The sequence below is a fragment of the Chromobacterium amazonense genome, from assembly GCF_001855565.1.
Taxonomy (GTDB): domain Bacteria; phylum Pseudomonadota; class Gammaproteobacteria; order Burkholderiales; family Chromobacteriaceae; genus Chromobacterium; species Chromobacterium amazonense.
Window position 1 is genome coordinate 1 of sequence record NZ_MKCR01000010.1, and the last position, 12,775, is coordinate 12,775.

Genomic DNA, 12,775 nt, shown 5'->3' on the forward strand with positions numbered 1-12,775 from the left:
GTCTTTCGACAGTTTGCTGCCGAACTTGAGCAGTTTATTGTCGGGCGGACTGCTGCTCGGCTCGGCCAATGGGGCAAGCAGCGCTTCCAGCAGCGCGCCGAGCGACCCGATTCAAGTGGAGTTGTCCACGCTGGGACAATTAATGTCCGTCCTCAACACCTTCCAGAGCAGCCTGCAGCAGATCTACGCCCCATACAATCGCTTCAACAACACCAGCGCCAGCAGCAGCAATCCCGCCGTGGCCAGCGTCAGCGCCTCGGCCAGCGCGCATACATCCAGCTATCTGCTGAATATCTCTCAATTGGCGCAGGCGCAAAGCGCGACAACGGCGTTTTCGCTGCCGGACAGCGGCAGCACCGTGGTGGGCAGCGGCAGCCTGACCATCACGACCGGCACCTATGCCTACACCAGCTCGACCTCGGCCACCAGCTTCAGCGCCACCGGCACGCCCACAACGGTCAGCATCAGCAACGGCACGCTTTCCAGCATCGCCAGCTCGATCAACGGCGCAGGCGCGGGCGTGGTAGCCAATGTGATCCAAAACTCGTCCGGCAACTATCAATTGCAAATCAGCCAGGCCAATACCGGCGCCAGCAACAACTTCCGCATCACCGTCAGCGACAATGACGGCAACAACACCGACCAAAGCGGACTGTCGCGCCTAGCCTTCGACCAGACCCTGGCCGTCGGCAGCGGGCAGAACCTGACCCAGACCCAGGCCGCGCAAAACGCAAGCTACACCGTCAACGGCGCCTCCGGCTCCAGCGCCAGCAATCTGGGGATTCAGCTGGGCAGCGGCGTATCGGCCAATCTGCTGGCCACCGGCAGCAGCAATATCGCCGTCAATGTGGACTTTGGCATGCTAAACAGCAATGCCCAGTCGCTGGTCAGCGCCTTCAACACCGCTCAGGGCAGCATCAATGGCCTGCTGGGCAACCAGGTCAAGCCGGGCAACGACCCCATCGCCGCGCTGTTGCCGCAGCTGCTGAATCAAAAAGTCCAGGCCAGCTACAACAATGGCAGCTCCACGCTGACCCTGCTCAGCCAGCTGGGCCTGCTCTATCAAAGCCCGTCGCAATACGGGCTGGGCGGCACGCTGAACCTGAATGTCAGCTCGCTGCAGGCAGCCTACAACAGCGACGCCAGCGGCTCGGCCAATCTGATTTTCACCGCCGCCCAAGCGTTGAACACGCTGGCGAATAGCTATACCTCTTATGGCAACGGCACGCTGGTCAATGAAACCAATGCCTTGCTCTCGCGGCAACGCACCAATAACCTGGTGATCAACACCCCTGCGACGCCCAACTCCTTCCCCTACAACCTGCAAAACCTGCTGAGCTACCCATCCAGCAACAGCGCGCTGACCGCGCAGCAAATCGCAGGCATAGCCAGCTATGCGCTGGTCTATTCCATCGGCGCGCCTTACGCGCTGGAATCGCTGCTGGTAGGCCAAGGGCTGGGCCTGCCAGCATCGGGGGGCTTCTCCGCCACGGCTTGAGTTTCCTCCGCTTTCATCGGAGGTATTTTTCGCGTTACAATTCATCGGATGATTGGATGTATTGGACACGCCCTATGCTCCCCGCCGCCGCCAAGCGCTCGCTAGTCGACATCGCGCTGGAAAATTTGAGCCAACAACTCGCCGCCGGCCGCTGGCCGCTGGGCAGCCGCATGCCAACGGAGCCTGAGCTGGCCGAGGAACTCGGCATCAGCCGCAACACCGTGCGCGAAGCGATTCGCGTGCTGTTGTACGCCGGCCTGCTGGAAGTGCGGCAAGGCGATGGCACTTATGTGCGCGCCGTGGTCAATCCCGGCGAGGCGATGCGCTCCATCAGCCGCGCTAGCCTGCGCGAACACCTGGAGGTGCGCTGCCTGCTGGAAGAAAGCGCGGCCAGGCTGGCGGCGGAACGCGCCGGCACGGTCGAGCTGGCCCGCATCGCCGCCGCGCTGGAGCAGCTGCGGCCGCAGGATGGCGAAACGCCGGAACGCTATGCCGAGCGCGACCTGGATTTCCACGTATCCATCGCCGACGCCTGCGGCAACCAGGCGCTGGCCAGCCTGTACCGCTACTTCTCCGACGCGGTGCGGCAGAGCGTGCAGGATTCGATACGCGACGAGGCCCTGCCCGACCCGGACTTCGCCGCCCATGCCGCCATCTATGAAGCCATACGCGACCGCAAGCCGGAACATGCCGGCCAGGCCACGGCCGCCGTCACCCGTCCGCTGCTGGCCACGCTTGACCGGCTGCTGCACAAGCAACGATAAGGAAGCACCATGCAAGAGAACACGAATCGGTCCAAACCGATCGCCGATGAACTGCTGATCGACGACGACACGCCGGCCACCGCGCTGGAGGGCAGCCGCGTCCGCACGCTATTGCTGCTGTTGGGATTAGTGCTGGTAGGCCTCAACCTGCGCCCGGCGCTGTCCAGCCTGGCCCCGGTGCTGGGCATGGTCAGCGGCGACACCGGCCTGACGCCGACGCTGGCCGGCCTGCTGACCACGCTGCCGGTGGCCTGTTTGGGGATTTTCGGCCCGCTGGCGCCGCACTTGGCTCGCCGGCTCGGCAGCGAGAAAACCATCGCGCTGGTACTGATGGCGCTGGCAGCAGGCATCGTGCTGCGCACCCAGCTCGGATTGTTCGGCCTGTTCGCCGGCTCGGCCTTGGCCGGCGCCGCCATCGGCGTGATCGGCGTGCTGCTGCCCGGCATCGTCAAGCGCGACTTCGCCAGCCGCGCCGGCCTGATGACCGGCGTCTACACCATGGCCTTGTGCCTGGGCGCGGCGCTGGCTGCCGGCTTCACCGTGCCGGCGGCCGAGCATTTCGGCCACGACTGGCGGCCGGCGCTGGCGCTATGGGCGCTGCCGGCCGTGCTGGCGCTGGCGGTATGGTGGCCGCAACTGAATACCCGCCATGCCGCGGCCCAGGGGCAATGGCAGGTGCGCGGCCTGCTGCGCGACCCTCTCGCCTGGCAGGTTACCTTGTTCATGGGCCTGCAATCGTCGCTGGCCTACATCGTGTTCGGCTGGCTGCCGTCCATCCTGATCGACCGCGGCCTGACGCCGCTGCAGGGCGGGTTGATGCTGTCACTGTCCACCATGGTGCAGGTGCCGGCCTCGCTGCTGGTGCCGATGCTGGCACACCGCTGCCGCAACCAGCGCCCGCCCATCGTCGTCACGCTGCTGATGGTGATCAGCGGCCTCTTGGGCATGCTGTACGCGCCCACCGACAGCCTGGTTTTGTGGGCGGCGCTGCTCGGCTTCGGCCAAGGCGGCCTGTTCAGTACCGCCCTGAGCCTGCTGGCGCACCGTTCGCCGGACCAGCATGTGGCGGCGCATCTGTCCGGCATGGCGCAGGGCATAGGCTATATGCTGGCCTCGCTTGGCCCGTTCGCCGTCGGCCTGATCCGCAGCCATAGCCATGCGACGTGGCCGCTGGCGCTGCTGTTCAGCCTCATCGCCGCGGCGGCGTTCAGCGTGGGCATGATGGCCGGCCGCAAGCGGCTGGTGGGCGTCAAAGCCGAGCCCATCTGACCGGAGCGATCCCGCCATGACAAAGCCCGCCATCAGGCGGGCTTTGTCTTGCGGCGGCCATCCCCTCACTTGGGCCGCGCGATGATGCCATAGCGCGATTGCAGCGCCGGCAGGGTTTCGCTCGCCAGCGGCAGCACGGCTTCGGCCAGCTTCAGCGTCGTCGGCAGCGCCGCCATGTCGCCATCCCAGCCCGGCAAGCCTTCATCCAGCAGCGACGGCAGATCGCGATCGTCCACCACGGCCAGCTCGCCGCCGATTTCCAGCAGCAGCACGCCATCCGGCGTCAGCCAGGCCGAGCGCGCCGGCACATCGTCGTCATAGGGCTGCGTGCTCCATCCCTTGGGCGTGCGCCTGGCAACCAGCGGAGCGGCGTCCAGCGTCACGTACACTTTCTGCGGGCCGTTCTGCACATAGCAGCGCCCCTGCCCGTCGCGGCTGTAGTTGCGGTTGAAGAACTCCGCCATGCCCTCGTGCTGCAGCCGTTCATCCTTGATCCACCACTGTCCGCGCGCGTCCAGCCTAAGCCAGCCGAATACCGCCGGCACATTGGGCCATTTGGCCATTGCGGCCAATACTATTGCGTCCATCGCTCTCCTCCGGCGGGTGGCCCCGCTTGTTCATTATCCATCGTTTGCCATAGGGGCTGTTGACGTTTTGTGAGTGGATCGCGTTTGCGCTCCGCCAAACCCGCAGGGCCGGGCGCCTTTCGCGCCGACTCTTCGTTGTTCCGCGCTGGCAGAGAATGACTATGCGGCGCGCGAAACGCCTCGATTCGTCGCAAAACGCATCCCGGCTGGACCGCTCACCAAACGTCAACAGCCCCTAGCAGCGGTGGTTTACCGGCTGTTTAAGCAATGGCTCGCAAAACCGTCAGCGGCGGCGTGCGCGTCACCTTGCCCACCAGCGGCCAGCCCGCCAGCGTCACCACCAGCACGCCGCTGGCCATGCCTATCGGCAGCAGCCACCCGTTCAGCAGCAGCGGCAAGGAAAACAGCTTCACCGCCGCCAGCACGCCTATGCCCATCGCGCCCAGCGCCGCCAGCAGGCCGGACACCGCGCCCAGCCAGATCAATTCGGCCAGCACCACTCGCCGCACCTGCGCGCGCGACGCGCCGAGCGCCCGCATCAGGCCGATGTCGGCCAGCCGCTCGTCGCGGGTCGCGGTCAAGGAGGCCCACAGCACCAGCACGCCGGCCGCCAGCGCCAACAGGAACATCGCCTCGATGGCCCGCGTCAGCTTGTCCACCATCGCCCGGACTTCGGCCAGGATGCTGCCGACGTCAATCACCGTCAAATTGGGGAAACGCTGCACCAGCCGGTCGGCAAAGGCCTCGTCGGCGGGCGCCAGCCGGAAGCTGGTGATCCAGCTGGCCGGCTGCTGGCGGAACTGCCCCGGCGTGCCGATCACGAAGAAATTGACGCGGAAGCTGTCCCACGGCACTTCGCGCAGGCTGGTCACCTTGGCGCGGTAGGTAGTGCCGGCCAGATCGAAGGCCAGCATGTCGCCCAGCCGGATGCCCAGGGTATTGGCCAGGCCGCGCTCCACTGAGAACTGCGGTTTCACCCGCTTGCCGTCTTCCCACCATTTGCCGGACACCACCTGGTTGCCCGGCGGCAGCTCGGCGCGCCAGGACAGATTGAACTCGCGCTCAGCCAGACGGCGCGCCTGCTCGCTATCATACGCGGCCGGCCGCACCGGCTGCTCATTGATGGCGATCAGCCGCGCGCGCAGCATGGGCGACAGCTCCGGCTGCGGCCGGCCTTCCACCGCAAAGGCGTCGCGCACGGCATCCAGCTGATTGCCCTGAATATTGATGACAAACTTGTTGGGCGCGTCCGCCGGCACGCTGCGCTGCCAGGCGCCGATCAGGTCGTCGCGCACCACGGTCAGCGTCAGCAAGGCCATCAGTCCCACCGATAGCGAGGCGATCTGCAGCACGGCCAGCCAGCGCCGCCGCGCCATATTGGCGATGCCGAAGCGCCAGCCTATCTGCCCGCCGCGCGGCAGCCGGCGCATCAGCAGCACCAGCCCCATCGCCAGCCCGCCGGACACGGCGAGGAAACCCAGCATCGCCAACAGCAGCCAGGCGGCCAGCGTCCATTCGCCCACCTGCCACGACGCCAGCCCCAGCAGCGTGGCCAGCGCCAACACCGGCGCCACCACGCCTTGCCGCGTCGGCGGCAACTCATTGCGCAGCACGGCGGCCGGGGAAACATCGCGTATGCCCATCAGAGGCGGCAGCGCCAGGCCTGCCAGCAACAGCAGCGAGGCCAGCGGACCGATCAGCCATGGCAGCCAGCCCGGGTCCGGCAACACCTCGCCGACATAGCCGCTGAACAGCCGCATCAGGCCCAGCTGCACGGCAAAGCCCGCCAGCGTGCCCAGCAGGCCGGCCAGCGCGCCCAGCAGCAAGAACAGGCTGACGAACAGCCCCCACACCTCTCCAGAGCCCAGACCCAGACAGCGCAGCACCGCCACCTGCTGCCAGTGCCGCTGCAGATAGCGGCGCACCACCAGGGCGACCGCCGCCGCGGCCAGCGCCACCGTCAGCATGGCGGTCAAGCCCAGGAAGCGGCGCGCGCGCTCCAGGCCGGTGCGGATTTCCGGCCGCATTTCTTCCACATTCTCCAGCCGCGTGCCCTTGGGCTTGTGCTGGCGCAGCCAGCCGCGGAAATCGGCGATCTGGCGATCCTCGCCGGCGAACAGCAGGCGCCAGCGGATGCGGCTGCCTTCCTGCACCAGTCCGGTGGCCGGCAGATCCGCGCTGTTGAACATCAACCGGGGAATGAAGTTGTAGATATCCATGCTGCCGTCCGGCTCGCGCACGATGACGCCGGACAGCTTGAGCCGGGCATTGCCGACGCCGATCTCGTCGCCGAGCTTCAGCTTGAGCCGCCCGATCAGCCGCGCGTCGGCCCAGGCGCTGCCGGGCGCCGGCTGCAGCTGGCCGCTTTGTTCGCTGCCGTCCGCCAGCCTTACCGTGGTCTCGCCGCGCAAGGGGTAGCCGGCGCTGACCGCCTTGTACTGGGCCAGCGTGGCCTGGCCGCCGGCGAAGGCCATGGACGGGAAGGTGATGTTGTCGGCTGTCTGCAGGCCGCGCCGCCGCGCCTCCGCGCGTAGCGCCTCCGGCGCCGGCTGATTGCCGCTGAGCACCAGATCGGCCGCCAGCAGCTGGGTTGCCTGGGTGGTCAGCGCTTTCTCCACCCGGTCGGAGAAGAAGGCGACGCTGCTCATCGCCGCCACCGCCACCAAGAGGGCCAGGCCGAGTATGGTCAGCTCGCCGGCGGCCAGCTCGCGGCGGATGAAGCGGGTCACCAGGCGGAAACGTCCGAGCAGGGTCATGCCGCGCGCGCTCCGTTCAGCTTGCCGTCCACCAGCCGATAGATGGCGTCGCAGCGGCTGGCCAGCTCGTTGTCGTGCGTCACCAGCACCAGCGCCGTGCCCTGCTCGGCATTGAGCTGGAACAGCAGGTCTATGATCTGGCGGCCGGTTTGCGGATCGAGGTTGCCGGTGGGTTCGTCGGCGAACAGCAGGCCGGGATGGATGACGAAGGCGCGCGCCAGCGCCACGCGCTGCTGCTCGCCGCCGGACAGATGGCGCGGATAGTGGCCCAGCCGCGCCGCCAGCCCCACGCGCTCCAGCATCTGCCGCGCCGCCTCGCGCGCGTCGTTGCGCCCGGCCAGCTCCAGTGGCAGCATGACGTTTTCCAGCGCCGTCAATTGCGGCATCAGCTGGAAGTTCTGGAACACGAAGCCTACTTTGTCGCGCCGCAGCAGCGCGCGCGCGTCCTCGCTGAGCCGCGACAGCGGCTTGCCGAACAGCGCCACTTCGCCGTCGCTGGGATGATCCAGCCCGGCCAGCAAGGATAACAGCGTGGACTTGCCCGAACCGGAGGTGCCGACGATGGCGACGCTCTCGCCGGGATACAATGTCAGCGTCGCGCTGCGCAGGATGTGCAGCACATCGCCACGGAAGTGGACTTGCTTGGCCAAACCATTGGCGGCCAGCACCGCCGTCTTTTTCACTGGATCGTTCATGCGTTCAATCGTCTGCAAGATGCTTTTCCCCTTATTGCTGCTGTGGCAGCTGCCCGCCCTCGCCGCCACCGTGCTGGTGTTCGGCGACAGCCTGTCGGCCGGCTACGGCCTGGTGCCGGATCAAGGCTGGGTCACGCTGTTGTCGCGCGAACTGGCGCCGCGCCATCAGGTGGTCAACGCCAGCATCTCCGGCGAAACCAGCGCCGGCGGCCTGTCCCGGCTGCCCGACGCGCTGTCGCGCCACAAGCCTGACGTGCTGGTGCTGGAACTGGGCGCCAACGACGGCCTGCGCGGCCTGCCGATGGCCGATATGCGGCGCAACCTGCAGCGAATGATAGACCTGGCGCGCGCGCGCAAGACCCAGGTGCTCTTGGTGGGCATGGCGCTGCCACCCAACTATGGCCCCCGTTACGGCGCCGAGTTCCGCGCAGTATATGACGAGCTGGCCAAAAGCAACCGCCTGGCCTATGTGCCGCTGCTGGTCGCCGGTTTCGCCGGCGATTTGTCCGCTTTCCAGCCCGACGGCCTGCACCCGCGCGCCGAGATGCAAGCCACCATGATGCGCACGGTGAAGGCAAAACTGCCAGTGAAATAATTTAGCAAATCGGTTGACGGGATATTGTTTTAAATGAAATATAATTCTTTAGCATAATTATATTGCCCTCCACGTTCCGCCTTGCCGAACGCGCGGCCCCATACGCCATGCCCACTCCCCTAAGCCGCATGCTGCGCCCCTACCGCGGCCTGCCCGCCAGCGTCTACGTTCAAATCGTCTGCAGCTTCATCAACAACGTCGGCGGCATGTCGAAGCTGTTCCTGCCGCTGTACCTGCGCGAAAACTACCAGCTGCCCTACAGCCAGATCGGCCTGTTGATGGCTTTTTACGGCATGGGCATGCTGGCCGGCTCGTTCAAGGGCGGCAGCTTGACCGACCGCTTCGACAGCCGCAAGCTGGCCGTCATGGCGCTGGCCTTATCCGGCCTGTGCATGCTGCTGTTGGCGCTGCAGCTGCCGGTATGGCTGTTCATGCCCTTGCTGGTGATAGGCGGCATGGCCGATGGCGGTTTCAAACCGATCAGCCAGCGGCTGGCGCTGGAACCGTGCGCGCCGCAGCAGCGCCCGGTGGCGCAAGGCATGCTGCGCGTGGCCTACAACCTGGGCGTGGCCATCGCCGGCGTCACCGCCGGTTTTATCGCCGCCTGGGGCTACCAATGGATTTATGTCGCCAATGCTGCCGGCGCGCTGCTGGGCGCCGCCTGGATGGCGTGGTCCTACCTCAGGCTGGGCGAACAGGCGCGCCCCCGGCCAGCCCACAATGCCGAAGAAGACGCCAGCCTGCCCGGCCCCTGGCGCGACAGGATGTTTCTGCGCGTGATCGCCGCGCTGATCCTGGTTACCCTGGTATTCGATCAGATGTATGTCACGCTGGGGCTGTTCCTGCGCGAGCACTACCAGCTCGGCCCGCAATGGATAGGCTATCTGTTCACCATCAACGGCCTGATGGTGGTGGGGCTGCAGATTCCGGTCAGCCGCCGCATCCTGAGCTGGGGCGTGGCGCGCTGCATCCAGTTGGGCGCGCTGCTGACCGGCTGCGCCTTCCTGTGGCTGAACGCGGGGCAAGGCCCGGTCTGGGCCATCTTGATGATCGTCACGCTGACGCTGGGCGAATTGCTGCTGTCCCCCACCTATTCCCAGTTGGTGATGCATCGCTCGGAAGGCCGGCTGCGCGGCAGCTATCTGGGGCTTTACAACGCGGCCTGGAGCGGCCGCACGTTGGTGGCGCCGGCGCTGGGCACCTTTCTATACGGCCACGTCGGCGGCCCGGCGCTATGGTGGCTGTGCGCGCTGGCCGTTTGTTGCAGCGTAGCGCTGCAGCACGCGCCGCTGCGGCGCATGCTGCAGCCGTCGGCATGCGAGCCAAGCGAGCAGCAGGCCTTGAAAAACGGCTGAGCCAGGCAGGCAATGACAAACCCCGCCGGCTTGCGCGGGCGGGGCGTTGGACAGATCCGGCGCTGGACGCGGATTACAGGTCCTTGGCGTTCTCGGCCAGGTAGGAAGCCACGCCTTCGGCGGACGGCTTCATGCCCTTCTTGCCCTTGTTCCAGCCAGCCGGGCACACTTCGCCGTGCTCTTCGGTGAATTGCAGCGCGTCTACCATGCGCAGCATTTCATCGACGTTGCGGCCCAGCGGCAGGTTGTTGACAACCTGGTGCTGCACCACGCCGGAGCGGTCGATCAGGAAGGAGCCGCGGAAAGCGACGCCGCCGTCGGCTTCAACGTCGAAAGCCTTGCACAGCTCATGCTGGATGTCGGCCACAAGGGTGTAGCCGACTTGGCCGATACCGCCCTTTTCCACCGGGGTGTTGCGCCATGCGGCGTGGGTGAACTGGCTGTCGATGGACACGCCGATCACTTCCACGTTCTTGGCCTTGAACTCGGCCAGGCGGTGGTCGAAGGCGATCAGTTCGGACGGGCACACGAAGGTGAAGTCCAGCGGGTAGAAGAACACCACGGCGTACTTGCCGGCGGTAGCTTGCTTGAAGGAGTAGTTGTCAACGATCTCGCCATTGCCCAGCACGGCGGAAAAAGTCTTTTCACCTGCGAAGAACGGGGCTTGCTTGCCAACGAGTACGGCCATGTGGATCTCCTTAAAGGTCTTGGTATGACAGCGCATCCCGGAATCGGGCATCCTGAATGCGCGGCGGATTGCGAAGCTTTATAAAGCACCGCGCCCAGGCCCGGCAAATTGTAAATCGATATCGTGACGATAAAGTTTTGCAATGGGCGCAAGGGCCAGCCAACTCTTGTCAGATGGGGCCTTGGCGCCGAAGTTTCAAGCTCAGCCCGTTTTTAGTTCTTCTCGCGCAGGTGATGGCTGTGGCTGGCGTCCAGATTCAGGCCATACACCTCTTTCAGCTGGCGTATCTTGGCCAGCGACTCCTCGCCGAACGGCGTTTTGCCATCGAAGGCATGCAGCACGATGCCTTCCAGCAGGTCGCCCAGCGAAATGTCATGGTACTCCGCCATGCCCTTCAGCACCTTCAGGATGCGCTTCTCGATCTTGACTCCGGTTTGGGTCCGTTCCACCAGGATGTCTTTCACTTCGTTCTGTTGCGCCATTGCCCTCTCCAATCTTATCCATGTGCATAAACACAAATTTATTGTACATATGTACATTGATAATTTAAAGGACAAAAAAACGGACAGCATGCTGTCCGTTCTCGATAAGGCATTTACCACCGGCCTGGCGTAGGACGGAAGCCGGCTTAGCCGGCGTTCCGCCATCTCGTCGCAGGCCCCCACCCGGTCAATCAGGCAGTCGGCTCGGCCTTCTGGCGCAGGCGCAGGTTCAATTCGCGCAGCTGCTTGTCGTCCACCGCGTTCGGGGCGTTGGTCAGCAGGCACTGGGCGCGCTGGGTCTTGGGGAAGGCGATGACGTCGCGGATGGACTCCGCGCCGCACATCAGCGTCACCAAGCGATCCAGGCCGAAAGCCAGGCCGCCGTGCGGCGGCGCGCCGAACTTCAGGTTGTCCAGCAGGAAGCCGAACTTGTTCTGCTGCTCTTCCGGGCTGATCTTCAGCGCGCCGAAGACCTTCTCCTGGATGTCGGCGCGGTGGATACGGATGGAGCCGCCGCCGATTTCCCAGCCATTCAGCACCATGTCGTAGGCGCGGGCCAAGCACTTGCCCGGATCGGTGGCCATCAAGTCCTCGTGGCCCGGCTTCGGGCTGGTGAACGGATGGTGGCAGGCGGTCCAGCGGTCTTCTTCCTCATCGTGCTCGAACATCGGGAAGTCCACCACCCACAGCGGGCGCCATTCCTTGACGAAGTAGCCGTTTTCCAAACCGTGCTCGTGGCCGATCTTGATGCGCAGCGCGCCGATCGCCTCGTTCACCACCTTGGCCTTGTCCGCGCCGAAGAAGATGATGTCGCCTGCATCAGCCTCCGTACGCACCATAATTTCCTTTAGAGTTTCTGGCTTCAGGAACTTGATGATAGGCGATTGCAGGCCAACTTCTTCGTTAGAGGACTCGATATTGTATCGAGTCATCCCATCGTCCATTTTCCGCTTGTCGTTAACCTTGATGTAAGCCAGGCCCTTAGCGCCGTAGATAGACACAAACTGGGTGTAGTCATCGATCTCTTTACGCGAAAGCGCCGCACCACCGGGCACGCGCAGGGCCACCACGCGGCCGTTCGCCATGTCGGCGGCGCCGCGGAACACCTTGAACTCTTCCGACTTCATCACGTCGGTCAGTTCGGTGAATTTCAGGCTGACGCGCATGTCCGGCTTGTCGGAGCCGTAGTAGAACATGGCGTCGGCGTAAGTCATGCGCGGGAAGGCCGGCAGCGTCACGCCCAGCACGTCCTGGAAGATCTCCTTGGTCATGCCTTCGGTGATGTCCATGATCTCGTCCTCGTTCAGGAACGAGGTTTCGATATCGATCTGGGTGAATTCAGGCTGGCGGTCGGCGCGCAGATCTTCGTCGCGGAAGCACTTGGTGATCTGGTAGTAGCGGTCGAAGCCGGCCACCATCAACAACTGCTTGAACAGCTGCGGCGATTGCGGCAGCGCGAAGAACTCGCCCGGATGCACGCGGGACGGCACCAGATAGTCGCGCGCGCCTTCTGGGGTGGAGCGGGTCAGCATCGGGGTTTCGATGTCGATGAAGCCCTGCTTGTCCAGGTGGTTGCGCACGCCCATGGCCACTTTGTAGCGCAGGCGCAGATTCTTCTGCATCGCCGGGCGGCGCAGATCGATCACGCGGTTGGTCAGGCGGACGTTTTCCGACAGGTTCTCGTCGTCGATCTGGAACGGCGGCGTGGCCGCGGCGTTCAGGATTTCGATTTCCTTGGCCAGGATTTCGATCTCGCCGGAGATCATCTTGCTGTTGGCGGTGCCGGCCGGACGCTCGCGCACGATGCCGGTGATGGACAGCACATACTCGCCGCGGCTGCTGTCAGCCAGCTTGAACGCTTCCGGGGTGTCCGGATCGATCACCACCTGCACCAGGCCTTCGCGGTCGCGCAGGTCGATGAAGATCACGCCGCCGTGGTCGCGGCGACGATGCGCCCAGCCTTTGACGGTCACGGTTTGACCGAGGTATTTCTTGTCGATAAGTCCGCAGTAATCGGTACGCATTGGGTAAACCTTTTTATTGAATCCTTGAAGCTCCCCGGAGGGAGACGGCGTGATTAGGGGCT

At 64.9% G+C, this 12,775-nt stretch carries 11 protein-coding genes; 5 read left to right on the forward strand and 6 right to left on the reverse strand.

Annotated features, from left to right (window positions below):
* The 3 genes from fliD to BI343_RS06595 form a co-directional block, all read left to right on the forward strand.
* The coding region (gene fliD, locus BI343_RS06585) for a flagellar filament capping protein FliD (protein ID WP_211269396.1) at positions 1-1,498 on the forward strand (1,498 nt) is incomplete at its 5' end.
* 74 nt (positions 1,499-1,572) lie between these two features.
* Complete coding sequence (locus BI343_RS20560) at positions 1,573-2,262, forward strand: FadR/GntR family transcriptional regulator (RefSeq protein WP_071109126.1); 690 nt, start codon at positions 1,573-1,575, stop codon at positions 2,260-2,262.
* 9 nt (positions 2,263-2,271) lie between these two features.
* A complete protein-coding gene (locus BI343_RS06595; protein WP_071109127.1) occupies positions 2,272-3,531 on the forward strand; it encodes a CynX/NimT family MFS transporter in 1,260 nt (419 codons plus the stop codon).
* Positions 3,532-3,596: 65 nt separating this feature from the next.
* Here the strand turns inward: BI343_RS06595 and BI343_RS06600 are convergent, their stop codons facing one another.
* The 3 genes from BI343_RS06600 to BI343_RS06610 all read right to left on the reverse strand — a co-directional run bounded on the left by BI343_RS06600 (position 3,597) and on the right by BI343_RS06610 (position 7,569).
* Entirely contained in the window at positions 3,597-4,118 is a 522-nt protein-coding gene (locus tag BI343_RS06600) for a DUF2946 family protein (RefSeq protein WP_071109128.1), read from the reverse strand.
* Between the two features lie 260 nt (positions 4,119-4,378).
* Positions 4,379-6,874, reverse strand: coding sequence for an ABC transporter permease (locus BI343_RS06605; RefSeq protein WP_071109129.1), 2,496 nt, complete (start codon positions 6,872-6,874; stop codon positions 4,379-4,381).
* Positions 6,871-7,569 (reverse strand): ABC transporter ATP-binding protein, encoded by a 699-nt coding sequence (locus BI343_RS06610; RefSeq protein ID WP_071109130.1) that lies wholly within the window; start codon positions 7,567-7,569, stop codon positions 6,871-6,873. Before BI343_RS06610 ends, BI343_RS06605 begins: the two co-directional genes overlap by 4 nt.
* On the opposite strand from BI343_RS06610, the gene BI343_RS06615 reads away from it, so the two are divergent.
* A complete protein-coding gene (locus BI343_RS06615; protein WP_083340848.1) occupies positions 7,568-8,164 on the forward strand; it encodes an arylesterase in 597 nt (198 codons plus the stop codon). The genes BI343_RS06610 and BI343_RS06615 overlap by 2 nt on opposite strands.
* 107 nt (positions 8,165-8,271) lie before the next feature.
* Positions 8,272-9,519 carry an MFS transporter gene (locus tag BI343_RS06620; RefSeq protein WP_071109187.1) on the forward strand — a complete coding sequence of 416 codons (1,248 nt, stop codon included), beginning with the start codon at positions 8,272-8,274 and terminating at the stop codon, positions 9,517-9,519.
* A 73-nt stretch (positions 9,520-9,592) separates the two neighbouring features.
* Here BI343_RS06620 and BI343_RS06625 read toward each other — a convergent pair whose 3' ends face one another.
* The 3 genes from BI343_RS06625 to aspS all read right to left on the reverse strand — a co-directional run bounded on the left by BI343_RS06625 (position 9,593) and on the right by aspS (position 12,713).
* Positions 9,593-10,207 (reverse strand): peroxiredoxin, encoded by a 615-nt coding sequence (locus BI343_RS06625; RefSeq protein WP_043628684.1) that lies wholly within the window; start codon positions 10,205-10,207, stop codon positions 9,593-9,595.
* A gap of 212 nt (positions 10,208-10,419) precedes the next feature.
* Positions 10,420-10,689: a hypothetical protein gene (locus BI343_RS06630; protein ID WP_071109131.1), complete on the reverse strand. Its 270-nt coding sequence runs from the start codon at positions 10,687-10,689 to the stop codon at positions 10,420-10,422.
* Between the two features lie 191 nt (positions 10,690-10,880).
* A complete protein-coding gene (aspS, locus tag BI343_RS06635; protein ID WP_071109132.1) occupies positions 10,881-12,713 on the reverse strand; it encodes an aspartate--tRNA ligase in 1,833 nt (610 codons plus the stop codon).
* Positions 12,714-12,775 lie beyond the last annotated feature (62 nt).